35 protein-coding genes and 1 tRNA gene are annotated in these 21,200 nt (G+C 62.1%); 22 read left to right on the forward strand and 14 right to left on the reverse strand.

Annotated elements, in window-relative coordinates:
- Positions 1-8: 8 nt before the first annotated feature.
- The 5 genes from MESOP_RS16570 to MESOP_RS16590 form a co-directional block, all read right to left on the reverse strand.
- Positions 9-254 carry a DUF982 domain-containing protein gene (locus tag MESOP_RS16570; protein ID WP_013894482.1) on the reverse strand — a complete coding sequence of 82 codons (246 nt, stop codon included), beginning with the start codon at positions 252-254 and terminating at the stop codon, positions 9-11.
- Positions 255-370: 116 nt separating this feature from the next.
- On the reverse strand, positions 371-577 hold the full coding sequence (locus MESOP_RS16575; RefSeq protein ID WP_013894483.1) for a hypothetical protein: 207 nt from the start codon (positions 575-577) through the stop codon (positions 371-373).
- Positions 578-676: 99 nt separating this feature from the next.
- Positions 677-750 (reverse strand) — tRNA-Gln (locus MESOP_RS16580).
- A 36-nt stretch (positions 751-786) separates the two neighbouring features.
- On the reverse strand, positions 787-1,077 hold the full coding sequence (locus tag MESOP_RS16585) for a hypothetical protein (protein ID WP_013894484.1): 291 nt from the start codon (positions 1,075-1,077) through the stop codon (positions 787-789).
- 457 nt (positions 1,078-1,534) lie between these two features.
- Positions 1,535-2,422 (reverse strand): alpha/beta fold hydrolase, encoded by an 888-nt coding sequence (locus tag MESOP_RS16590; RefSeq protein WP_013894485.1) that lies wholly within the window; start codon positions 2,420-2,422, stop codon positions 1,535-1,537.
- A 150-nt stretch (positions 2,423-2,572) separates the two neighbouring features.
- Between MESOP_RS16590 and MESOP_RS16595 the strand changes: the two genes are divergently transcribed.
- A complete protein-coding gene (locus MESOP_RS16595) occupies positions 2,573-2,866 on the forward strand; it encodes a hypothetical protein (protein WP_013894486.1) in 294 nt (97 codons plus the stop codon).
- Positions 2,867-2,954: 88 nt separating this feature from the next.
- Positions 2,955-3,089: a hypothetical protein gene (locus MESOP_RS36555; RefSeq protein ID WP_013894487.1), complete on the forward strand. Its 135-nt coding sequence runs from the start codon at positions 2,955-2,957 to the stop codon at positions 3,087-3,089.
- 119 nt (positions 3,090-3,208) lie between these two features.
- Here MESOP_RS36555 and MESOP_RS16600 read toward each other — a convergent pair whose 3' ends face one another.
- From MESOP_RS16600 to MESOP_RS16610, 3 genes are all read right to left on the reverse strand, one after another.
- The gene (locus MESOP_RS16600; protein ID WP_013894488.1) at positions 3,209-3,445 is read right to left on the reverse strand and encodes a DUF982 domain-containing protein; all 237 of its coding nucleotides are present in this window, start codon (positions 3,443-3,445) and stop codon (positions 3,209-3,211) included.
- A gap of 92 nt (positions 3,446-3,537) precedes the next feature.
- Positions 3,538-3,981 carry a GFA family protein gene (locus MESOP_RS16605; RefSeq protein ID WP_013894489.1) on the reverse strand — a complete coding sequence of 148 codons (444 nt, stop codon included), beginning with the start codon at positions 3,979-3,981 and terminating at the stop codon, positions 3,538-3,540.
- Between the two features lie 82 nt (positions 3,982-4,063).
- Complete coding sequence (locus tag MESOP_RS16610; RefSeq protein WP_013894490.1) at positions 4,064-4,243, reverse strand: DUF3606 domain-containing protein; 180 nt, start codon at positions 4,241-4,243, stop codon at positions 4,064-4,066.
- Positions 4,244-4,988: 745 nt separating this feature from the next.
- Between MESOP_RS16610 and MESOP_RS16615 the strand changes: the two genes are divergently transcribed.
- Positions 4,989-5,417 (forward strand): DoxX family protein, encoded by a 429-nt coding sequence (locus MESOP_RS16615; protein ID WP_013894491.1) that lies wholly within the window; start codon positions 4,989-4,991, stop codon positions 5,415-5,417.
- Positions 5,418-5,441: 24 nt separating this feature from the next.
- On the opposite strand, the gene MESOP_RS16620 is transcribed toward MESOP_RS16615, so the two are convergent.
- From MESOP_RS16620 to MESOP_RS16630, 3 genes are all read right to left on the reverse strand, one after another.
- Positions 5,442-5,747 carry a hypothetical protein gene (locus tag MESOP_RS16620; protein ID WP_013894492.1) on the reverse strand — a complete coding sequence of 102 codons (306 nt, stop codon included), beginning with the start codon at positions 5,745-5,747 and terminating at the stop codon, positions 5,442-5,444.
- Between the two features lie 83 nt (positions 5,748-5,830).
- Positions 5,831-6,085, reverse strand: coding sequence for a hypothetical protein (locus MESOP_RS16625; protein ID WP_013894493.1), 255 nt, complete (start codon positions 6,083-6,085; stop codon positions 5,831-5,833).
- A gap of 431 nt (positions 6,086-6,516) precedes the next feature.
- Positions 6,517-7,332 carry a class I SAM-dependent methyltransferase gene (locus MESOP_RS16630; RefSeq protein ID WP_013894494.1) on the reverse strand — a complete coding sequence of 272 codons (816 nt, stop codon included), beginning with the start codon at positions 7,330-7,332 and terminating at the stop codon, positions 6,517-6,519.
- 540 nt (positions 7,333-7,872) lie between these two features.
- Here MESOP_RS16630 and MESOP_RS16635 point away from each other — a divergent pair.
- The 9 genes from MESOP_RS16635 to MESOP_RS16670 all read left to right on the forward strand — a co-directional run bounded on the left by MESOP_RS16635 (position 7,873) and on the right by MESOP_RS16670 (position 14,108).
- Positions 7,873-8,283: a hypothetical protein gene (locus MESOP_RS16635; RefSeq protein ID WP_013894495.1), complete on the forward strand. Its 411-nt coding sequence runs from the start codon at positions 7,873-7,875 to the stop codon at positions 8,281-8,283.
- Positions 8,276-8,671: a hypothetical protein gene (locus tag MESOP_RS16640; RefSeq protein WP_041164162.1), complete on the forward strand. Its 396-nt coding sequence runs from the start codon at positions 8,276-8,278 to the stop codon at positions 8,669-8,671. Before MESOP_RS16635 ends, MESOP_RS16640 begins: the two co-directional genes overlap by 8 nt.
- A complete protein-coding gene (locus MESOP_RS16645; protein ID WP_013894496.1) occupies positions 8,559-9,323 on the forward strand; it encodes a terminase large subunit domain-containing protein in 765 nt (254 codons plus the stop codon). Before MESOP_RS16640 ends, MESOP_RS16645 begins: the two co-directional genes overlap by 113 nt.
- 200 nt (positions 9,324-9,523) lie before the next feature.
- Positions 9,524-10,342 (forward strand): hypothetical protein, encoded by an 819-nt coding sequence (locus MESOP_RS16650; RefSeq protein ID WP_013894497.1) that lies wholly within the window; start codon positions 9,524-9,526, stop codon positions 10,340-10,342.
- Positions 10,342-10,923, forward strand: coding sequence for a hypothetical protein (locus tag MESOP_RS35110; protein ID WP_013894498.1), 582 nt, complete (start codon positions 10,342-10,344; stop codon positions 10,921-10,923). The genes MESOP_RS16650 and MESOP_RS35110 overlap by 1 nt, the downstream gene beginning before the upstream one ends.
- Positions 10,913-11,485, forward strand: coding sequence for a hypothetical protein (locus MESOP_RS35115; RefSeq protein ID WP_013894499.1), 573 nt, complete (start codon positions 10,913-10,915; stop codon positions 11,483-11,485). The genes MESOP_RS35110 and MESOP_RS35115 overlap by 11 nt, the downstream gene beginning before the upstream one ends.
- Positions 11,486-11,755: 270 nt before the next feature.
- Complete coding sequence (locus tag MESOP_RS16660; RefSeq protein WP_041164165.1) at positions 11,756-12,151, forward strand: terminase large subunit domain-containing protein; 396 nt, start codon at positions 11,756-11,758, stop codon at positions 12,149-12,151.
- On the forward strand, positions 12,061-13,872 hold the full coding sequence (locus tag MESOP_RS35655; RefSeq protein WP_167313559.1) for a phage tail protein: 1,812 nt from the start codon (positions 12,061-12,063) through the stop codon (positions 13,870-13,872). The genes MESOP_RS16660 and MESOP_RS35655 overlap by 91 nt, the downstream gene beginning before the upstream one ends.
- Entirely contained in the window at positions 13,872-14,108 is a 237-nt protein-coding gene (locus MESOP_RS16670) for a hypothetical protein (RefSeq protein ID WP_013894501.1), read from the forward strand. The genes MESOP_RS35655 and MESOP_RS16670 overlap by 1 nt, the downstream gene beginning before the upstream one ends.
- 51 nt (positions 14,109-14,159) lie before the next feature.
- On the opposite strand, the gene MESOP_RS16675 is transcribed toward MESOP_RS16670, so the two are convergent.
- On the reverse strand, positions 14,160-14,933 hold the full coding sequence (locus MESOP_RS16675; RefSeq protein ID WP_167313560.1) for a glycosyltransferase family 25 protein: 774 nt from the start codon (positions 14,931-14,933) through the stop codon (positions 14,160-14,162).
- Positions 14,934-15,136: 203 nt separating this feature from the next.
- Positions 15,137-15,337 (reverse strand): hypothetical protein, encoded by a 201-nt coding sequence (locus MESOP_RS35120; RefSeq protein ID WP_150111206.1) that lies wholly within the window; start codon positions 15,335-15,337, stop codon positions 15,137-15,139.
- A gap of 65 nt (positions 15,338-15,402) precedes the next feature.
- Here MESOP_RS35120 and MESOP_RS16680 point away from each other — a divergent pair, with 65 nt between their 5' ends.
- The 7 genes from MESOP_RS16680 (at position 15,403) to MESOP_RS16700 (ending at position 17,888) form a co-directional block, all read left to right on the forward strand.
- Positions 15,403-16,113 carry a glycoside hydrolase family 108 protein gene (locus MESOP_RS16680; protein ID WP_013894504.1) on the forward strand — a complete coding sequence of 237 codons (711 nt, stop codon included), beginning with the start codon at positions 15,403-15,405 and terminating at the stop codon, positions 16,111-16,113.
- Between the two features lie 2 nt (positions 16,114-16,115).
- Complete coding sequence (locus MESOP_RS35660) at positions 16,116-16,283, forward strand: hypothetical protein (RefSeq protein WP_013894505.1); 168 nt, start codon at positions 16,116-16,118, stop codon at positions 16,281-16,283.
- A 1-nt stretch (position 16,284) separates the two neighbouring features.
- On the forward strand, positions 16,285-16,407 hold the full coding sequence (locus tag MESOP_RS36560) for a hypothetical protein (RefSeq protein ID WP_013894506.1): 123 nt from the start codon (positions 16,285-16,287) through the stop codon (positions 16,405-16,407).
- On the forward strand, positions 16,404-16,643 hold the full coding sequence (locus MESOP_RS16685) for a hypothetical protein (protein WP_013894507.1): 240 nt from the start codon (positions 16,404-16,406) through the stop codon (positions 16,641-16,643). The genes MESOP_RS36560 and MESOP_RS16685 overlap by 4 nt, the downstream gene beginning before the upstream one ends.
- A complete protein-coding gene (locus MESOP_RS16690) occupies positions 16,628-16,822 on the forward strand; it encodes a hypothetical protein (RefSeq protein ID WP_013894508.1) in 195 nt (64 codons plus the stop codon). The genes MESOP_RS16685 and MESOP_RS16690 overlap by 16 nt, the downstream gene beginning before the upstream one ends.
- A gap of 103 nt (positions 16,823-16,925) precedes the next feature.
- The gene (locus tag MESOP_RS16695; protein WP_041164749.1) at positions 16,926-17,243 is read left to right on the forward strand and encodes a hypothetical protein; all 318 of its coding nucleotides are present in this window, start codon (positions 16,926-16,928) and stop codon (positions 17,241-17,243) included.
- Between the two features lie 174 nt (positions 17,244-17,417).
- The gene (locus MESOP_RS16700) at positions 17,418-17,888 is read left to right on the forward strand and encodes a GNAT family N-acetyltransferase (RefSeq protein ID WP_013894510.1); all 471 of its coding nucleotides are present in this window, start codon (positions 17,418-17,420) and stop codon (positions 17,886-17,888) included.
- 107 nt (positions 17,889-17,995) lie between these two features.
- Here the strand turns inward: MESOP_RS16700 and MESOP_RS16705 are convergent, their stop codons facing one another.
- Complete coding sequence (locus MESOP_RS16705; RefSeq protein ID WP_013894511.1) at positions 17,996-18,703, reverse strand: hypothetical protein; 708 nt, start codon at positions 18,701-18,703, stop codon at positions 17,996-17,998.
- A 311-nt stretch (positions 18,704-19,014) separates the two neighbouring features.
- Between MESOP_RS16705 and MESOP_RS16710 the strand changes: the two genes are divergently transcribed.
- The 3 genes from MESOP_RS16710 to msrA are packed head-to-tail and all read left to right on the forward strand — an operon-like array spanning position 19,015 to position 21,151.
- On the forward strand, positions 19,015-20,442 hold the full coding sequence (locus MESOP_RS16710) for a glycosyltransferase family 39 protein (RefSeq protein WP_224731485.1): 1,428 nt from the start codon (positions 19,015-19,017) through the stop codon (positions 20,440-20,442).
- 42 nt (positions 20,443-20,484) lie between these two features.
- Positions 20,485-20,610 (forward strand): hypothetical protein, encoded by a 126-nt coding sequence (locus tag MESOP_RS36565; RefSeq protein ID WP_263497206.1) that lies wholly within the window; start codon positions 20,485-20,487, stop codon positions 20,608-20,610.
- A 22-nt stretch (positions 20,611-20,632) separates the two neighbouring features.
- Positions 20,633-21,151, forward strand: coding sequence for a peptide-methionine (S)-S-oxide reductase MsrA (msrA, locus tag MESOP_RS16715; RefSeq protein ID WP_013894513.1), 519 nt, complete (start codon positions 20,633-20,635; stop codon positions 21,149-21,151).
- Positions 21,152-21,200: the final 49 nt, after the last annotated feature.

Here is a 21,200-nt window from a genome sequence, read left to right on the forward strand (position 1 = left end):
CAGCCAGCTTATTCGACCAGAATATGCGCCTCGCGCGCGGCCTCGACAAACGCCTCCCTGGCGATATCGGAAGGCACGTCGCCGCTCGCCGCCCGGCGGCAGGCGCGCAGCGCCGACTGATGTTTCAGGCTGCCGGCGTCGCGCCAATGTGTCGTCAGCAATTCGATGGCCTGCTGGGTGTTGGACAGGTTGCGGGTGGCGCCTGTGACGCCGACCGAAACCACCACGGGCTTGGAAAACCACGCAGTCTGCATTGAAACCTCGACAATCCTGCAGGCATTAAACGCCTGCGGCGGCACGAGGTTTCATCGCGACCGATCACTGTCGCGTGAGGCCGCGGGCGCGGGCGCGGCGAGGCGATCATGCAGGGCTAGAGGATATTGGTCGTCACCTCGACGATGATCGCGGCGCCCTCCAATGTGCCATCCGGGACATGCACGACGCGCGAGACCCGCAGATCCTGTGCGCTTCCGTCAACCGACAGGGAAACGCTCTCCCCGATCCGCGGCACGGCTTGGAAAACAACGTCCGTGGCGTCCGGCCGGTTGTCGATGGATATGCGGCAGTTGACGGTCATGGGATGTCTCCTCGTGTCTGGCCATGGCGTCAACGCAGGGTCGATCGAATGGTTTCAGGAGGGACGGTTTGAAAACATGACGCTGCCTGGCTGAAGGGCTGGTTCCCGCTCATGGGCTCGAACCACGATTCACGCCTTCAAAGGGCGCTATCCTACCATTAGACGAAGCGGGAGAAGTCGGACCGTTATGACGCCGGTATGGTGGGTCGTCAATTCGGGATATCGTCTGGCGGATCTTCGCAGCGATAGACCGGGCAGTGACCGTCGCGGGACGGGATATAGGCCGACATCGGCACTTCCGGCCAGTCGCACTCGTTGCCGAACTGCCTGACATAGCGGTCATAGGTGTTCGGGCCGGTGGTCAGAACCACGGCGCGATGGCTCTGGATCATGGCGCGGATCTCGTCGCAGTTCATGCGGCGGCTGTCGGGGCGGGCATCGGCGAGAGCGGTCGTCGCGAGCAGCGTCGCCACAGCCATCAACACGATACGAATAGACATGAGGGCTTCTCTTTGTTTGACGCGATTTGGCGTCTTCATCCGGCAGGCACGCATGTTCCCACAAAACCACTATCCTGTCCGGCGGTTCCGCGACAGTTTCTTCTTTGAGGCGGGGCGCAGGCTTGCGCAACCAAATGATGCGCCGCGCATTGCTGGGAATGCAAAACAGGAAGCCCTACGAGACGCCGCAATGGTGGCCCGGAAACGAGGGCCGCGAAGCCATGTGCTGTTCCTTCTGCGGCGGCCGCGACCACCGCTATGAGGATTGCCCGCAAAGGACCGATCAGGCTTCCGAGCGGCCCAACGACGATGAGGGAAAACCTCACTGAGGGTCAACCTACTTTAAATCATGACAGGGGGAGGCAAGCAGGACAAGGCGGGCAAGCAGGACAAGGCGATTCGGCCGGACAGCGCCCCCCGCCAAGCGGTGCGGATGAGCTAGGAAGCCTGGATCCTGTCAGCCGAAGAAGGCTGCCAATGCCTGCGCGGTTTGCGCCGGTGCCTCTTCGGGAAAGAAATGGCCGCCGGGCATTGCCTGGCCACGCACGTCGTCGGCCCAGCCCCGCCAAAGGGCCAGCGGGCCGCCCTCATCGGAATACCACTCGGCGAGTGCCCCTTGTTCGCTCCACAACGCCAGCACAGGACAACGGATCGTTCGGCCCGCAGCCTTGTCGGCGTGATCGTGCTTGCGGTCGAGCGTGGCTGCTGCCCGGTATTCCTCGCAGATCGCGTGGAGGTGGGCGGGGTCGCGCAAGGCATCGACATAGGCCTGGCGAACATCGGCCGGAAATACCGCAGGCGAGGAGCCCCAGCCGCCCAGTGCGTTGTCGACGATCGCTTCGGCGGCTGCCGCGAGGATCTTTTCCGGCAAAGGCTCGGGCTGCGCCAGCAGGGACCAGGGCCAATAGCCGAGCGCCAGCCGGGCGTCGGCCCGGTCCCAGGCGTCGGCCGTGGGGACGATGTCAAGCACGGTCAGCTTGTCGACGCTGTCGGGATGATCGAGCGCCATGCGGTAGGCGACGCGCCCGCCGCGATCATGGCCGGCGACCATGAAGCTGGCAAATCCGAGCTTCCCCATCATTGCCACCATGTCGGCGGCCATGGCGCGCTTGGCATAGGGGGCGTGGTCCGCGTCCGAGACGGGGCAGGAACTGGCGCCGTAGCCACGCAGATCAGCGCAGACGACGGTGAAGCGGTCGGTCAGCCCTGGCGCCACGTCGCGCCACATCAATTGTGTTTGCGGAAAGCCGTGCAGGAGCAAAACCGCCGCGCCACTGCCGGCATGCCGGACAAACAGGCTGGCTTCGCCGACCTCGACCTTGGTGCTTTGAAAATCATCGAACATGGCGGTGCCTCCGCCACGCGCAACGGCGGAAGCCTGATTTGGTTGCGGGGCCATGCCAGCTCTTTTGGCTGCCAACCTTTTTCGCTGAAAGGCGTTGTCCCTGCGAAGGGAAGGCCGCGGCAACGCGGCCCGTAAGAGAAGGAGACCGAGATGAAATCTCTCGTCATCGCATCATGCGCCCTGATGCTGGCCGTGCCGGCGGCAGCACAGACAAATCAGCAGCAGGACCCGGCCCAGCAGACAGACAAATGTCGGGCCCAGACGGATCCGGGCGCCAAGAAGCAGGCCGGCAACGGCAATTTGACGGAGAAGCTCGACGACTGCGGCGGGGTGCTGAAGCCACCGGCCACCGGCGACCAAGGAATGGCCGCACCGGCTCCGGACGAGGGCAAGACCCCGGTGATCAAGCCGGGCGAGGTGCCGGCCCAGCCACCGGCAAAATGATGCGGCGAAAGCCGGTATTCTGGTGCGCGGCGGAACTCGACTGTTGGCGAAACGTTTCTTTCGCAACTTCTAATCTTAGGAGATGCTCGTGAAAGATGTCGCCAGCACTGCCATGATTATTGCCTCGATCGCCATTGTCATCGCCCTGATGCTGATGGCGCCGAAGAGCTTTGGGTTCGAGGCTTCCCACCCGATTGTGAATGGCGATCCGCAGGCCCGGTAATCACGACTTTGCCGCACAAACAGTGCGATACATGTCGCCCAGAAGTGGCTTTGGCTTTGATAGAACGCATAAAACAAAAGATCTAAGGCGCGCACCTGCATCGGTTCGCGATGTTGGGGCTATTGGAGGATATGCGCTTCGCGTGCCGCGTCGATCATCGCCCGCATTGCCTTTGCCGGCGGCGCCCAGCCATCCAGGGCATCTCGACAGCTGCGCAATGCCGCCCGGTATCGCCGGCCGTGGCCGAACGGCCAGTCGCCGAGGCATTCGAGGCCCTCCCAGGCGCTGCGCACCACGCGCACCCGCTCGGGGGCAAATTTGAGGTGGACGGGTCGGGGAAAGATCTTGTCGTTCAACGGTCGTCTCCGTGACTGGTGCATGCCGCCACGAAAGGGGCGCCGGATAACGTCGCCGACAAGGGAGGGTTCCAAGCCCGATAGATTAATTTTCAATCGCGCGCGACGGCGTCCGACAGAGGCCTCGGCGGCGGCAGATCGGCGTCCTGCGCCTGCGGCCTGTCATGGTCGAACTGCTCGGTGCCGGGCAAAGCATGCAGCCAGGTTTCGCGCCGGCCGATCCACAATTCATATTCGGGCGCGAGGTCGGTCGGCGCGACATCCAGGCTGCCGAGCATCACCTCGGCCTCGTCGTCGTTGACCCACGCGACCCGGCTGCCACAGGTCGGGCAGAAACTGCGGGTGCCGTAAGTGGCGACGACGCCCGATGTCTCGAAGGCGTCGCGCGGCCAGATGGCAAAGGCCGAATAGACCGAGCCGCCCGCCTTGCGGCAATCCTTGCAGTGGCAAAGGCCAATCCGTGACGGCTGGCCGCTGACGACGAAATGCACGCCGCCGCACAGGCAGCTGCCGGTCCTGCGTATGGTGTGGGACATGGTTGCAGCCTCCGTTCTCGCCAGTCCGGCTTCGCGGCCTGCCTGGCCTCGTCAGTTTGGCAGTTCACCGTACCGCCGAGGCCTATCCGCGCGCGGCCATGTGGTTGTCGAGCTTCTTCCTCGATGGGCCATAGCGTTTGATGATGGTCTGGGCCTCGCTCTGCGGGATCCCGTATTTGCGCGCGAAGGCGGCAACCTCATAGGTGTCTTCGCTGGAAACCAGCTTGCGGTCCTGCTTGGTCTTGGATTTATCGTCGGGCATGCCGGGCCTCACTTTCTGTCAGCCGCATGGTCGCGCGGACATCGAACCACCGTGGTTCGGCAAGCGATGCCGCGGTCAGACATAACAGCGATCGGCGCTGCTGGTTCCATGACATGCGACGGACGCGTGCACAAGGCCCGCCCGGCGCGGAGCGCAGGCCGCCGGTTCAGGCCGAGGGATGGACCGGTCCGGCGTCGTGGCTGCCGGGGTCGCCACATTCGGCGCAACGCGTGCTGGCGCCAGGACAGCCACGCTGGTGCGTGCCGGCCGGGCAGCAAAGGCCGTTGGAACTCGTCCAGCGGGGGCATTGGAAAACCTGCCCGGTGCCGCCGCAGCCTATACACTCCAGAACCGGTGACCGGACCAGATAAGATTTTGCCCCTAACTTGATACCCACGCCCACTTTGAACCCACCCGAAATCCTGCACTGGACACCAGTGCATTAGCCCCAGCTTAATATTAGCACGATCATGGTTACGAACAAGTTTCACGATTCCGCTGCGAGGCGGCGCAAAATTTATTTTTTGAGATCAATCACTTATGGGATATCAGGAGGAGGCCCTGGGCGAGCTGCTCCAGGCCAGTTTCAGCGGCTTGGAGCGAGCGTGTTGGCAGCGATGGACCGAAATCGGTTTATGCGGGTTTGCGACATCCGATGGCAGGCTTTGGAAAAAACTTCACCCGATATGTCGGATCCGCGCCAGGCGGCACGTCCTTTGGGGCGAATGAAACTGGAGACCAACCCATGCCCTCGCAAATCACCCAATCGCCCTGGCAGACAGCGGCCCTTCTCGTCGCCCGACTGATCTTCGCCGCCGTCTTCCTGATGGCGGTGACCTTCAAATTCATGGGCATGGAGGCCACGGCCGGCTACATCGCCGCCGCCGGCTTTCCGTTCCCGCTCTTCCTCGCCTGGTGCGCGGCGATACTGGAGGTCGCGCTGGTGCTGTGTTTCCTGAGTGGCGCCTTCTTCACGCAGGCGGCCCTTGTCGCCGCCGCCTATGTGCTGTTCCTGGCCTTCGCCTTCCACGGGCCGAGCCACTGGGCCGGCAACCAGGCCGAGTTCGGTTTCTTCGTCGACCATTTTTCCTTCGTGGCCGGGCTGCTGTTCGCCGCGGTGCATGGACCGGGAACGGCGCTGGCACTGAACCTGGGATGGCCGGGCAGGGCGTGAGCCAACCGGACTTCGGTCGTGGCCTCACATCTGGTCGTTGTAGGGCTCCTTCATCTGGCCGACCATGCGGGCCAGTTTGGAAAAGGACGGCATGTCCGCCTCCGGCTGGCATTGATTGGCGAGTTCCAGCAGCCGAATCGGAAAGTTGACGGCGTCGCGGCTCGACGCCGACATGCCGCCGGACCGTTCCTCACCGGTCTCGCCGGCCTCGGCCTTGCGCAAGGCGATGTCGATCTCCTCCGACGTCAGCACGCCCTTTCGAACCAGCACGTGGTTGATCGATGCGACGGCCATCAGCAGGCCCTCGAGTTGCAGATTGGCGACGTTCATGGCGCTTTTTCCCTCCATTGACCGCAGTTGAAACGCACCAGCGGCATTTCCGATCCGAAGGGCGGGTCGGCGCCGGGTAGGGGCTATTCCTGCGTCAGGCGCTCGCCATATTCGCGCCACAGCGCCTTGACCTCCAGGCTGCCGAGGCGCGGGATCGAGGGATCGCCGCAGGTGATGGCGACGGCGCTGATGTCGTAGTTGGCAAAAGCATGGGCGACGAAGCGGATCGCTTCGCCAAGCGAGTGCACCCGGATCACCGGGTCGGCCTGGCCCTGGCCGGTGCTGCGCACACCGGAAACCGTTGCCGGAGCATGCCGCATCCTGAAGACGGATGCCATGGCTGGCCTGTCCAAACGTCCTCTCCCACAAAGGCCGAGACGCGAATCATTCCATGAGCTTCAGCTGATGATCCCACAGGTGCGGACCGATGAAAAGCCGGCTGGCAAAGGCGGGCATCGGTGGCCGCTTGGCCTGTTTGTCGGGTGAGGGCAGTTATGCTATGATCTGGCCATGGTGCTGATTTGCGCCGAAGACCCGCCGCCTTGGCGGGTTTTGTGTTTTTCCAGCCTCCTCAAGCGATGCCGTTCACTCCTCGGCGCTGAGCCGAGGGAAACGAAATAGGAATTTTTTCTCAGAAAGTCGTTGACCGGCTGAGGGCAGCCATGCTACATATTTGTCCATGGTGCTGATTTGCGCCAACGACCCGCCGCCGAGGCGGGTTTTTGATTCTGGAGACGACCTTCTGGGGCCCCCGGCGGATCGGTTCCGGTCAGCCAGTCTTCGAAACGATCACGGCCAGCGATGCGAGCTTGCCCTCACTCAGGCTGCGAATGTAGTTCTTGCGCCGCTGCACGAATTCGGCGCCGAGCACGATCTCATTGGCCTGCTGCTGGGCGGGCGAGGGCAAGATGCCGGAATTGGCCCTTTTGAGCGCCAGTTCGATGTGTTCGCCAGTTTCGTCGATGATTTCGTCGATCCGGAATCCAGCGTCCACGAACAGGGTTTTCAGGGCACTGCGGTCGACGAGGTGGCTCGTCGCCGGTGAGACCGCCCAGGGCAAGGGATAATACGGCTCTCCGCCAGTAAGCACCGCTTCGGTCCAGATCAACTTGCCTCCTGGCTTGAGCACGCGAAAAGCCTGGCCGATGACCGCGGGCTTGTCGGCGATGTTCATGCCGACATAAAAGCAGATCGCCGCATCGAACGTGTCGTCGGCGAAAGGCAGTCTGGTCGCGTCCGCCTCGTGGAAGCGGACCTTCTCGCTCAACCCGCTGAGCTTGGTCAGTTGGGCGGACGCGTCGACAAAAGCCTTTGTCAGATCTACGCCGTCGACGGCGCAGCCATAGGTGGAGGCCAGGAACCGCGCCGGACCGCCGATGCCGCTGCCGATATCCAGGATGTGGTCGGAAGATGAAGGCGCCAGACGGGCGGCATGGTCCTGCGTGGCTATCAGTTCGCGGCCATGAAGCTGGTCGAACGGGTAGAGTTGCCTGGCATCGAGAGCGTCGATTTTGGCATCGGGGATGGCGGCCAATATGCGCTCGACGATGCCGTCGCTGCCGTAGTGCGTGGTGACGTTGCTCACGGCGCCTCCTCCATCCTCACGCGCAGCTTCCCATCAATGGATGCATTAGGCAACGGGCGGACGACCGGAGGGGCCTTGAGGGCAACATTGCCGGGAAAAAACGAAATAGGAATTTTTTCCCAGAAAGTCGTTGACCGGTGAGGGCAGCTATGCTACATATTTGTCCATGGTGCTGATTTGCGCCAACGACCCGCCGCGAGGCGGGTTTTTGATTCTGGCTCTCCGTCAAGCGAAAGCAGCCCTTGTTTCGAGATTGAAACGTTGGCGGGACAGCACCCCCCTCTGTCCTACCGGACATCTCCCCCGCAAGGAGAGAGATTGGCAGCTTCGTTGGCGGCGCTCTTCTTCCTTCGTTGCCAGAGAACATCTCGGCCAAGAAACTGGCGAGATGCTAACATTGGAGATTGGCGAAACCTTTGATTGCGGCCGATCTCCCCCCTTGCGGGGGAGATGTCCGGCAGGACAGAGGGGGGTGCGAAGGAACGCGAGTTCTCTCATCAAACATCTCGAACCACACACGCCTTCCGCAAGAGACGAACCATGCCACGCTACGCCACCATCATCACCGGCGATGACGGCCGCGAGGTTGTCAGCGCCATCGGCGAATTCGAGGGTGCGGCGCCGCAGGTGCGCCTGGGCCGGGTCGAGCAGGTCGCGCCCGGCGTGCTGATCGGCATGGTGCGGGATGCGGCCGGTGGCTTTTGTTTGCCGCAAGCTGGCGTCGATGGCCGCGCTGTCGGGCTCGCCATGGCGAGGCTCAAGGCACAGGCCGGTGTTGCAAAACCGGCCCGGTCGGCGAAGCCTGCCGAGGCCGCAAGGCCGAAGCGCGCCAGGAAGGCCAGGAAGAAAATCACCCGCTCGAAAAAGCCGGCGAGGCGGGCCAGACCGGCGCTGCCGAAGGCGGCGGTGTCCTCCGGCGACGCCAACACCGCGGGGCAAGCCGATGGCTGACCAGGCCGATGCCGTGCCGGCGCGGCGCAAGGCGAGGCCGGCAAGGCGTAGACCTGTCGTCAGCCCGGCGATTGACCAAAAGCCCCGCCCGAAGCAGGCGAAGAAGACGCTGGGAGACGACTTTCTCGCCGCCGTGCGCGCCGATTTCCGGACGCATGGCGCCGGCGTCATCGCCGAGGTGCGGGCCGACAAGCCGGACCAATATCTGAAGATCGTGCTTTCGGTGCTGCCCAAGGATTTCGATGTCTCCATCAACCAACTGGACGGGCTGAGCGATGAGGAAATCCGCAGCCGCATCCGCGCCCTCGAAACCGCCCTCAGGCCGTTCCTCGAAGAGCCCGCTGATCTCGGCCAGAACCGAATATCTGGCGCTGCTGGCGGAGCTTGACCGCCGGCGCCGCACCAACCAGTTGGCGGCGTACAAGCCTTATCCAAGGCAGGCGGAATTCCATGCCGCGGGTGCGATAAACCGCGAACGCCTGTTCATGGCCGGCAACCAGCTCGGCAAGACCAGGGCCGGCGGCGCGGAATGGGCGATGCACCTCACCGGCCGCTATCCCGATTGGTGGCAAGGCAAGGTTTTCGATACGCCCGTGCGGCTGTGGGCCGCCGGCGTCACCGGCGAGGGCACGCGCGACAATCCGCAGCGCGTGCTGATCGGCCCGCCGCAGCAGCAGGCGGCCTGGGGCACCGGCATGATCCCGGCCGATGCTATTCTGCAGACCACAATGGGCCGCGGCGCACCCGGCGCGCTCGACAGCGTCGTGGTGCGCCATGGCGGCGGCGGCGACGTGCAGGCCGGCGAGAGCGTGCTGTCGTTCAAGAGCTTCGAGAAGGGCCGCGAGAAATGGCAGGGCGAGACGCTGCACGGCGTCTGGTTCGACGAGGAACCGCCGCTAGACATCTATTCAGAAGGCCTGACCCGCACCAATGCGACGGGTGGGATTACCATCGTCACCTTCACACCGCTGCTCGGGATGAGCGATGTGGTGCTGCTGTTCCTGTCGGCGGGGCAGGTGGAGGGAATGTCGAAGGGGTGACTTGCCTTTCGGTGGCGGCCGTTCCGACGATCAGCTTCCCAAGCTGAAACAGGCGGTTCGATTCCTTGCTTCACTTTATGCCATAAGGGTTTGCACCCGATGTGGACACGGATGAGAAACAACGTTTTCAGGCTGCTTTCCCTATCTGGCCTCAATGGGGTTTAATATGTTAACCGCATTCCTCATATATGAGCCCATGCATGAGGATTGCAAAGCATTGTTCAATGAGTCATTTTCCTCCTCAACGGGGGCAGGTTTGCGTGGATTCCATGAGTAATTGGGACGCCTTGACCATACAGATGGTATGGTTTTCGGGCGATGCACGCAGGTCAAATGCAGGCCAGCTCTTTACCGCCTTTACCGGTGCCGAGCCCGATTCATACCAATCGAATAAAGCGCCAGGGGCCCCTGTCCCAATACTTTCGGCAGCTGCCGGAACAGTCGACGGTGTCAGTTTCAACATTTCTGTGCAGACGAGTCGGGTTGATCTGGTCGTGCAGGGACGAGCCGAAGATACGTCGGACCAACCGACGCTTATCGAGAGTCCGGAAGGTATAATTTCTGGGATATTTCTCCCGCGTGCCCATCTGATCGGTTCGCAACTTTCATCGATCAACCGGCTGGCGCTCGTCACGACCCTTTGTAAACCGGCCGATACGCACGTCCAGGCTAACGAGATTGTTGCTGAATTGATCGGAATGCAGCTTCCCCGATACGACGTGACTGACTTTGCGTTTCAAGTGAACGCTCGCGTTCCTCTGGACGGACCATCAGGCATAGCGGTCAACAGATTTTTGAAATTTGGCGTTATGTCATTTCACACTGTGACACTCGACCTTGGAGGCCAGATTGTTTCTCCGCAAGAAGCGCAGGTATACAACGCGAGCTTGGCGATAGACGTCAATATCGTACCCCACTTTCAGCCTATACAAGCGGATTTGCAGTCTGATATTTGGGAGAAACTCGCGAGTGAAACATTGCGGATTCGGAACATCGGAAAGCTGGATGGGCTTTGGTAATGCGTAGCGCTTCTGCAACAAATTATCATGGCGTCTACTATCTGACGGTAGACGACAATGAACTAGCATCTGCTGGAATTGATCCAGACCTCCAGCCGGAAGCTAGCTCGACGACCACTGCCGTCACTAAGTGGGCGACGCATCGAAACTGGCTGCATCATAAGTGGTTGAACATGAGGGTTGCCGGTGGTAGTTCTGAATTCTCAAGGTCAGATTCCAAAAACTTTTCCGCATTGTTTTCTGCCATCGATGCGATGTTGGCGCTGCCAGAGGGCTTTTCGGACGGCGTTGATAAAAACACTGCGCTGGACGCCGAGCGGGTCTTAGCATTTATTGAATCTTCTGGCGCAGATGCACCTAAGATATTTGCACATGGCGGAGATGCGGTCGTCTTCACTTGGGACAAAGAATTCATCAGCAGATATGTGACTATCAGTGATGGCGATGCGGCCTTTCTGGTAGTAAATAAATTGACCAAGATGCAATGTCCGTACCAAATTGTACCCCTGGACGCACCGGAGATTTCGGGATTATTGGAGTCGCTGAGTTCGCCACTCAAAGCTACGTCGAATGCTGAGTGATGCTGAGGTAGTTTACCGTTCCGCGTTGTATCCCCGGATGGTAACATCCGGGGTTGTTGCGCCAGAAAGAGCCGTCGCCGATTTCACAAGCGAGGATGACGCAGATGGAACCCGCATCTATACCATCTCAGTTGGTCGCGGGAACCTTCTGCCAACCTGGGCTCAAGCTCATGATTATGGCTGCCGAACAGCAGTAGAAGCTAACGCCGAACGTGAAAGAGTAAAAAAGGCGCCCTTGGCTCGTCCAGAAGAGACTGTTCATTATATCGGATCATTCAAACTTGACGTGTTGTCGGTGCTTAATGCGCCACAAAAGTATCTGGACTTGACTGTCGTCCATCAGCCGGTTCCGAACTTGGATGAGCATTGCAATATCGTTATGCGTCGTAACGCGCTTGAAGCACGCAGGATTGAAGTCAGTGCTGAACGGACAAGCATAATTGCTCATCTAAGGCTGTCACTTTATGAGCCGGAAGGTCATATCTGTCAGTGCGATGCCGACCTAGCGGACTCGTTTGGGGACGTCCGCTTGGTTCTGACGCCTCGGATGGACGTCGGCTAAGTGTCTTTGCTTGAATGTGGGGTGCGATGCTGCTGTTCCCGTCGGCCAAACAGGCGAGGGAATGGCTAGAGTGAGCAAGCACGGGGGTGAGGGGTGTTCCAGCTTGGCAAAGACGGCGATCCGTCACGCACCCCTCAATCGTCTCGGCGCTGCGCGTCGATCCACCTTCTCCCACAAGGGGGAAGGGAGAGCTGCCGCACTCGGCCAAGAAAGATCGCGTCTTAACAACACGACATCGCCCTGGTCTCCCAAGCTGATTCAGGCTCCACCATGTCCCGACACGTCACCTTCATGACCATCGACGATGCCGCGCACTATTCGCCCGACGAGCGCGCGGCGATCGTTGCCGCCTATCCCGCGCATGAGCGCGAGGCCCGCGCGCGCGGCATTCCGGTGCTGGGTTCGGGCCGCATCTTTCCGGTGGCCGAGGCGCTGATCGCCTGCGAACCGTTCCGGCTGCCGCGCTACTGGCCGCGCCTCGGCGCGCTCGATTTCGGCTGGGACCATCCCTCGGCCGCGGTCGAGCTCGCCTGGGATACGGAGGCCGATGTCGTCTATGTCACCAACGCGAACCCGTGCGCCTGGCGACCACGGCCAACATTGCCCTCTCAGGGCTGCAAACCATCGATGGTGTCGCCACCGAAGTCGGCGACCGTGTGCTGGTGAAGAACCAAGCCGACGCAAGCGAGAACGGCATCTATACAGCCAGCGAGGGCCAGTGGTTCCGCGCCGCCGACGCGCGCACCGCGCGCACAATGCAGAAAGGCACGACGGTGCATGTGCAGCAGGGCGCCGTCTCGTCCGACTTTGTCTATGCCTTCGAAACACTGAATCCGGTGATCGGCACCGATGCCATCACGCTCGCCTTCTTCCTCTCCGAAGACACGCTGGGCGATGCCACGGCGGCCGCGACGGCCGCCGCCAGCAGCGCGGCGGCGGCGCTTACCTCCAAGAACGCGGCGGCCACCAGCGCCACCAACGCCGGCACCTCGGCGACGGCCGCGTCCGGATCCGCCACGGCGGCTGCAGGCTCCGCCTCCACGGCGGCGACTTCGGCCACCAATGCCGGCACTTCGGCAAGTGCCGCATCGGGCTCCGCCTCGGGTGCCGCGACCAGCGCCACCAACGCCGGCAATTCGGCCACCGCAGCGGCCGGCTCGGCAAGTGCGGCCTCGGGCTCGGCCACGGCGGCGTCGACCTCGGCGACCAACGCCGCAACCTCCGCCACCAACGCCGCGACATCGGCTACGGCGGCGGCAAATTCGGTGGCGGCGCTGAGCTACACCTTCTCCACGACAACCGCCGATGCCGACCCGGGCAACGGCGCCTTGCGGCTGAACAACGCCTCGGCCGCCTCCGCGACGGCGGCCTATGTCGACAATCTCGACGCCGGCGGCGCCACGGTGAACGGCATTCTCGACACGTTCGACGACAGCACCAACACCATCAAGGGCCAGCTGATGCTGCGCTCCAAGGCATCAGCCGCCATCTCCTATGTCTACAACGTCACCGGCACGGTGGTGGACGGCAGCGGCTACCGCAAGCTGACGCTCGCCTATGTCAGCGGCTCCGGCGCCTTGCCGACAACGGCAGGCGGCATCTGGCTGATGTTCGACCGGACAGGGGACAAGGGGGCGGATGGGCTTGGGGCCGGTGATTTCACAGGGCCGGCTTCCTCGGTGAGCGACAACATCGTCACCTTCAACGGCACATCGGGCAAGGCGGGCAAAGACAGCGGCATCAAGGCGAGCGACCTGATCGCCGGGCCTGCGTCGGCCGTTGCCGACAACATCGCCACGTTCAATGGCACCACAGGCAAGATCGCCAAAGACAGCGGCGTGGCGGTGTCGAGCCTGGCGCCAAAAGCCAGCCCGACGTTTACGGGTGTTCCAGCCGCTCCGACAGCCGCGCCCGGCACGAACACGACGCAGCTTGCGACGACGGGGTTTGTCAAGGCGGCGATCGATGTCGTGCTGGGTGGGGTGTCAACGACGTTTGACACGCTGGCGGAGATTGCGGCGGCACTCGGTCTACTGGCCCCGATCGCCAGTCCGACATTCACCGGGGCGCCCGCTGCTCCCACCGCCGCGCCAGGCACCAACACCACGCAACTAGCGACCACGGCTTTTGTGGCGTCCAGTATCAACTATAGCACGGGCAATGCCGCCTTGGTGGCAGGCGGTATCGGTACTTACAGCCTCTGCGCGACCAGTCCGGCTGCATCCCTGGGCACCGGTCAGGTGGTTGCGGGAAGCACGCTTAAATATTCACATGCCGCCGGCAACCCTAGCGGCACTACATCTCCACCTGGAAGTTGGCAGTGTATGAGCGCGACTAGTTCTACTGGTGGTGCTGCCGGCGTGGCAGTATTCTTGAGGGTCTCGTGATGGAATACCGCAACGCTACTTACAACCAGGCCGGCACCATTGACGTGGAGATCGATCACGCTGATTTCGGGTGGATACCCTTCACCGCGTCGCCGGATGATCCGGAGCCGCTCGGCAGGGAGCTTTATGAAGAGATTACCAAGGACTCCTCGGTTGCAGCTTATGTGCCGCCCCCGCCGGCCCGCCAGCAGGTGGCGAATCCGTTGTCCAGGCACGCATCATCGACGCCGGCATGATGGGCGCCGCCTATACAGCTTTGACAGCAAACCCGATCTACTTCGCGCGCCCTAAACGACGGGAGGCTTGGCAGCTTCGGCTGCTGCCTCATCAAAGCGTATCGGCACGGCATCAACCGCCGCGGTCGCGAAAAAGTTCCAGTTTCGAAGATACCCAAAGGCACGGGTGGCCTCGACCCGGATTCTGTCGATTGCCCGCTTGTTTCTGTGGAGTGGCGGTGTGAATTGGATCTGGGTCGGAGAAGCGGTATTCCCGGAAATGAAAAGAGCCTGGACGCAGAGCGCTGGCATCAGCTGGTAGATGTTGTTGCGCGCGCTCGTCATTTGTCCCGGACTGAAGAGTGCGACGTCAACCGGTGCCTTAAGACGCATAGTGCTCTTGAGCAGTCTTCGGGCAGCCCCTTTTGAAATCAGATATCCGCATGAGCCTAGATGCTGCCCGAACAGTCGCGTTACGGAGTATCCATTCTTGGCCGGTGTGTGCCGACTACCAACTCTCACGCGATTATAGAATGTTTCGATCTTGACCAAATCTGCGTCTAGCGGAACCCAACTGTCATCGACAAGCATGGATCCGGCGTCGTGGCTGAAAACGACATCGTCTTCAAACACTACACCATACTGATCAGGCCCGTCGGCGATGATTTCCCAGCAGCGCCGATGACTGAGAAAACAACAGACTTCCGCCTCTGTCAGAGGGAGCGCCGCGAACGGAGCCCCGGCGCGTGCATCGACACCGGCAACGCGCTCAAAAGCAACTCCGATCCGCGAAAATTCCACCGTGACAGCCGCAAGGCGATCGATTGCCCGATCAAGATTGATCACGTAACACTTCACTTGTCGCCCCGCACTGCATGAAAGCAAATCAGCGATTTCTACTTCGCCCCCACATGGCCGTGAAGTTCACAGGTAGTTTTTGCCGCCACTTTCAGCTCTATACGGGCGCCCTTTGGCAGTCAACTTTCTGCGAGCGTAAGTGATCGTGGGCTGTTGGGCCAAGCTTCGAATGCTTGTGATTAATGTGGCGATCAGTTCGGCTTGCGCAGCGCGTTCATAATGAGGTCGGCATCATGGTTGGCGCCGCTTGCCATCGATGCGCACAAGCTGCCCGCCATCATAGGCGTGGATTTCGCCAGCGTTGCTGGCGACTTCCTCGCACAACCCGCGATGTAGTCCGACCACGGCTTGGGCAGCGTCAACCAGTCGCCATTTTGATGATCATCCCTCATCGTAAAACCCCTTCGGCTCACGCCCTGGCCGATCACTATCCAAATTCCTCCGAAAGAAACTCCCCATGGACCGCAACTTCGCGCTGGCGCTTGCGCTTGTCTTGAAATCGGAGGGGGGCTGGTCGGACAACGCGGCCGATCCGGGCGGCGCCACCATGAAGGGGGTGACGCTGGCGAATTTCCGCCGCTATGTCAGAGCGGATGCCATCAAGGCCGATCTGCGCAAAATCAGCGATGACCAGGTCGCGACCGTCTATCGGCGGTTCTATTGGGACGCGGTGCTCGGTGCCGAACTGCCCGATGGCATCGATTACGCCGTGTTCGATTTCGCCGTGAACAGCGGCCCGGGCAGGGCGGCCAAATATCTGCAGGCCGCGGTGGGCGCCGTGCAGGACGGTCGCATCGGGCCGGCCACGCTCGGCGAAGCCAGGGCAAAACCGGCGGGCGTCGTCATCGATCAGCTTTGCGACGCGCGGCTGGCGTTTCTCAAGCGCCTGCCGACATGGGCCACGTTTGGCAGGGGGTGGAGCGACCGGGTCAGGTCGGTTCGCGCCGATGCGCTCAAGATGACGGCACACCCAGCCCCGCCGACGCCAGCCCAGCCAGCCACGGTTCCGCAGGCGTCCACGCCGGTTCCCGCTGCTCCCGAGCCTCCGGCCGCGCCGGAGATCATCCATCCTGCTCCAACCCCGACCGGAGCGCCTGCAACCGTCGAAACCAGATGGCTGTGGCGGCTGCTCAACGCAATCGCCAAAGCCATCTTCAAGAGGAACTGACCATGGCACGCTATGCGAAATTCATCGTTGCCCTTGTCGGCATCGGCACGCTTATTGGCCTGCAACACGCTGGCGTGGAAATCCCCGGCCTTGCCGATATCGTGCGCGATCTGATCGTCGGGGCTCTCGTGGCCGGCGGCGTCTATCAAGTCCCAAACCGGAGGGCATGAGATGGACCATGCTATCACCATCGGCGATGTCCTGATTGCCTCCGCCGTCAGCGTCGGCGTCATTGGTTTCGGCGGCCTGGGGGTATGGGTGCTGTCGCTCTATGCAAAGGGCATGCCGCGATGAGCGCGCTTCTCGCCTTACTGCTCGGCAATCCAACCATCCTGGGCATCGGTGCCGCCATCCTCGCGACACTCGGCTGGGGGCTTCGCCAGCGGTTTGCCGGCGGACGCAGCGAGCGCGCCAGGCAGGCCGCCGCAGAGGCCGCGGCGCGCGACGTCGCCGACCAGGTCCAGAACGATATCGGCGCGCTGCCGGCCGCCGCCGCCCGGAAGGAGCTCAAATCATGGGCAAGGGATTGATGCTGGTGTCGGTCCTGGCCGCAATGGCCGGATGCACAACCGTCAAGGGTGGGTTCTGTGCGGTGTCCAGCCCGCTGCGCCTGTCGACGGCCGCCGTGGACGCGCTGTCGGACACCGAGGTCAAGGCGCTTTTGGCGCACAACCGCAAAGGCGAAAAACTGTGCGGGTGGAAGCCTTGACGGTTGTCTTGCTTCCGTTGGGCTCGGCCCTGCTGCTCGGCGAGTTGGTCACTTTCGGCGCCGGGTCGATCTTCGTTTTCCTCGCCGCAAGGGTGGTGACATGATGCACGATCTCTTCGACCTGCTGGGCATCAAGGGACCTGTCGTCGCCGCCGGTCTTGCCGGTGGTGTCCTGCGCGCGCTGTCGCGCCACCGCTACAAACTGCGCGAAATGGTGGCGTCACCAATCTGTGGCGCGCTTGCCGCTGCCTATCTCACACTGCCCGTGGTCCAATATTCCCGCGCCACCGGCCTGCCGCTGGCCAATGACGACACGACGACGCTCGCGGCGGCCTTTCTCATCGGCATCTGCGCCATGTGGATTTCGGATTTTTTGTTCGAGGTAATCGTGCGCAAATTCAAGCTGTCAACGGAGAAATAACTCCCGGCTTTGCCGGTATCGAGAATCTGCGTCCGACGGCTCGATTGAACCAACGCCCGCCTCGGCTCGCGCCGGGGCGGGCTTTTTGCATTTGTGGCTCATGGCCAGCCGCTGCTATATCCCAGCGCAGGAATGCCGAACTCGCGGTGGCGTTGATCCAGTCCGGACTTATGAATGCTTATTGAACGATACGATGGAAACCGCGAGGCTTTACGGCCTCTGTTTGCCCTGGCAGACGATTCCTCCATGCAGATTTCCGGCTATATCGGTCGGGGCGAGGTGATGGTCGCTCGCGAGGGCGGCCGGATCGTCGGCCATGTGCAGATCATCGAGACGGGCGAGGGCGGTGTCTTCGAACTCAAGAGCCTCGCGGTCCGTCCTGCAAGGCAGAGCGAAGGGTTGGGGCGTGCCCTTGTCGCGGCGGCAATCATCCGCTGCCGTGAGTGCAACGGCCGGCGCCTGATCGTCTCGACCGCTACGGCCGATATCGGCAATCTCAGGTTTTATCAGAGACAGGGCTTTCGGATGTGTCGCATCGTGCAGGATGCGTTCGGGCCATCGACCGGTTATCCCGAAGGCTTGCTCGTGAATGGCATTCCGCTGCGCGACCAGGTGGTCTTCGAACGCGACCTCGGCGCGGATTGAGCACAGCGGCAACAGCTACAAGCTCAGCAAGCGCGGCATCGCGACCATCGAAGTCAACGAAATAGCCCGCTTCGGTTCGCCGGAGCGGGCTATTTCGCGCTTTTACCCTAGGCCAGAATGTTGACGGCTCGCGCCGCGACCAGCGCAATCGTCAGCAGTGAGATCATGGCTTCCGCCATCATCAGCAGCTTGGCGCGCTGGGAGAGCGGCAAGGTGTCGGTCGGCGAAAACGCCGTCGCATTGGTGAAGGCGAGGAAGAAATAGTCGACGAAGCCGGGCAGCCATTGGGCCAGCTCGCGGTCGTTCAGGGTCATCTGTGCAAACAGGAAATCGGCCTGCGCGAGCTTCACCAGTCCGCAGGTCGGCGGCCCGCCACGGTCGGTGCTCCAGAACCACAAGGCGAAGACGATGACGTTTGTCACCCAGATGTTGAGTGCGTCGATCAGCAGTGTCGTGCCGCTGTTGCCGGCGTGTCCCTCCAGCAAGGCATGCACCAGCAAGACCAGCGAGCCGCAATTCATGACGCTGATGACGGCGGTCATCGTCAGGGCGGTTCGGCGGATCATGGCGCGAAACTGGCCGATGGCATGCCATTCGTGGTCCTCGACCGCTTTTCTGGTGGCGACCTGCGTCCATGCCGTCGCCACGGACAGCGGCACGAGCAGGGCCGCTTCCAGTCCCGGTGCCAGCCAGCGCGGACCGAATGAGAGATTGTTGATGACCAGAAGCTGCAGGCAGATGATGACGAGAACGGCTGCGCGCGCCAGCCAGAAGTCGAGCGCGCGGTAGTGAATGACGGCATGTTGATGGCGCATCTGGAATCCGGATGTTCAGACAGGGCTTCAGGCCGTGTGCCTGGGGAAGGCGGGCCGCGGAGCGTTGAAATTCCGGTTCAATCTTGGTGTTGCAATGGCACGCAAGTATACTTTTTTGTAAGCTTTGGCGTTTGGGCTGTTCGGCGAACCGGACGATGTGATTTAAGCGCCGCATGGTGGGGATCGATGACTCCTTGGATCGCTGGGTGCCGGCGGGGCTGCCTGCCCCGGGCTTGAGTTCGTCATCTGTCTGGTCCGGCCTGCTTCGCCAACCCCGGTATTTGCTGGCGCTTCTGTGTCTGGCGCAGATCTTGTGCTGGACGGTGGTGCCAGCGCTCGTCGATCCCGCGCCGCCCGGCGATGTCGTGGAGGGCTTCATGTGGGGCCGCGAATGGGTGCTTTTGACCTACAAGCACCCGCAGCTCCCTGGTTGGCTGCTCGAGACCAGCCATCTTTTGACCGGATCGTTCCGCTGGCCGCAATATCTGCTCGCCCAGCTGACCATCTCCGCGACCTTCATCCTGGTCTATCTGCTGGCCCGCGACATGCTGGGTCATAGCCGGGCGCTGGCTGCCGTGCTTTTGATGCCATCGGTCTATTTCTTTGGCTGGCCCACCCCGCAATTCAATCACGACTATGCGCAGATGCCGTTCTGGGCGGCGATCTGCTGGCTGCTTTGGCGCGCCGGCCGTGGTGGCGGGCCGGGCTGGTGGCTCGCGCTCGGGCTGGTCTCGGGCGTCGGGCTCTATGCCAAATTCTCCACCGGCCTGCTGCTCGCCTTCGGCGCTCTGTGGCTGTTGTCCGATGCGCGCGCGCGCAGCCGGCTGGCGACACCTTGGCCGTGGCTTGGCCTTGCCGTCTTTCTCGCCGTCGCCACGCCGTTGGCCGTCGAGCTCTACCGTATCGATTTCCTGCCGCTGACCTATTTCGCCGGCCGTGACGAATGGGTGACTGAACACCGAGCGCGCCTTTATTATGCCGGTGTCCAGATGGCCGGGCTCTCCGGCTTTTTTCTGGTGCTGGCGATATCAGGGCTGCTGCGGCGCTCGCCGGCTCCGCAAGAGCCCGTCGAGCGCGGCTCGCGTGTTTATCTCATGTGGATGGGCCTTGGGCCCGCGGCGCTGGTCATGGTCGCCTCGCTGTTTACCGGCACAGGCGAAGCCTGGGGCGCGCCGATGTACAATCTTGTCGGCGTCGTCGCGCTGGCGTTCTTGGGCCATCGGCTCGGCGCCACAGAGATGCGAAAACTGACGATCTGCGCATTCATCTGCATCGTCGGCATGTCAGGCGCCTATGCGGCCATCCGCTGGACGGACTGCAATGTGCGCGGGCGCATGGACGCCGTTTGCTGGCCGGCACGACCGATCTCGGACGAGGCCGAGGCAGTCTGGCACGCGGCTGTGCCCGGCCGACTCGACATCGTCGGCGGCGACACCAATCTGGCGATGCTGGCGGGTCTCAATGCCTATGACAAGCCGTCGATTTTCACCGACCTCGATATGCGGTTCGCGCCCTGGATCACACTGCAGCGGTTGCACGACCACGGCATGCTGATGGTTTGGCTGGGCCATGGCGTGCCACCGCAGTTGCACTCATGGCTGGACAACATTCCGGTCAAGACCGTTCTTTTCAACTGGTCGCAAGAGGCGCCGCCGGTGGCGATCAGTTTTGCCGCCATCCCGCCCGGCACGCGCCTGCCGCTTGCTGTCGACAGCCCGGCTGGACAACCGCACAGCTGAAGTCCACGGATCCGGTTCCGCGTCGTGCCATTTCGTCGGGGCATGGCCGCACGCACCGCCGGCGCCGCGCTCGGGCGACTGGACGAAGTCGCCGACAGTGCCCATTTATGGGAAATCCAATTTGTTGTCGTGCAATTCAAGACGGAAATCGCGGTCCGTTTTCCGTGAATTGCTTTTGAGGAGAGGTGACATGGCGACTTCGACCGAACGCGCAGTACTTGCCGGCGGCTGTTTCTGGGGCATGCAGGATTTGATACGGCGCTATCCCGGCGTCATCTCGACCCGTGTCGGCTACTCGGGCGGCGATGTGCCAAACGCCACCTATCGCAATCATGGCACGCACGCCGAGGCGATCGAGATCAATTTCGATCCGGCCGTGATCAGCTATCGCACGCTGCTGGAGCGCTTTTTCCAAATCCACGATCCGACGACACGCAACCGACAGGGCAACGATGTCGGAATGAGCTACCGTTCGGCGATCTACTACACCAGCGACGAGCAAAAGAACGTCGCCGAAGACACCATCGCCGATGTCGATGCCTCGGGCCTGTGGCCCGGCAAGGTCGTCACCGAAGTCGCGCCGGTCGGTGCTTTCTGGGAGGCCGAGCCGGAGCATCAGGATTATCTGGAGAAATATCCCAACGGCTACACCTGCCATTTCGTCAGGCCAGGCTGGAAGCTGCCGGTTCGAGAAAAAGCGGTACCGTAGATTCAGTCATACGACAGGATTTGAGAAGCCGCGGAGCGCTCGCTCCGCG

Source organism: Mesorhizobium opportunistum WSM2075, assembly GCF_000176035.2.
Taxonomy (GTDB): Bacteria; Pseudomonadota; Alphaproteobacteria; order Rhizobiales; family Rhizobiaceae; genus Mesorhizobium; species Mesorhizobium opportunistum.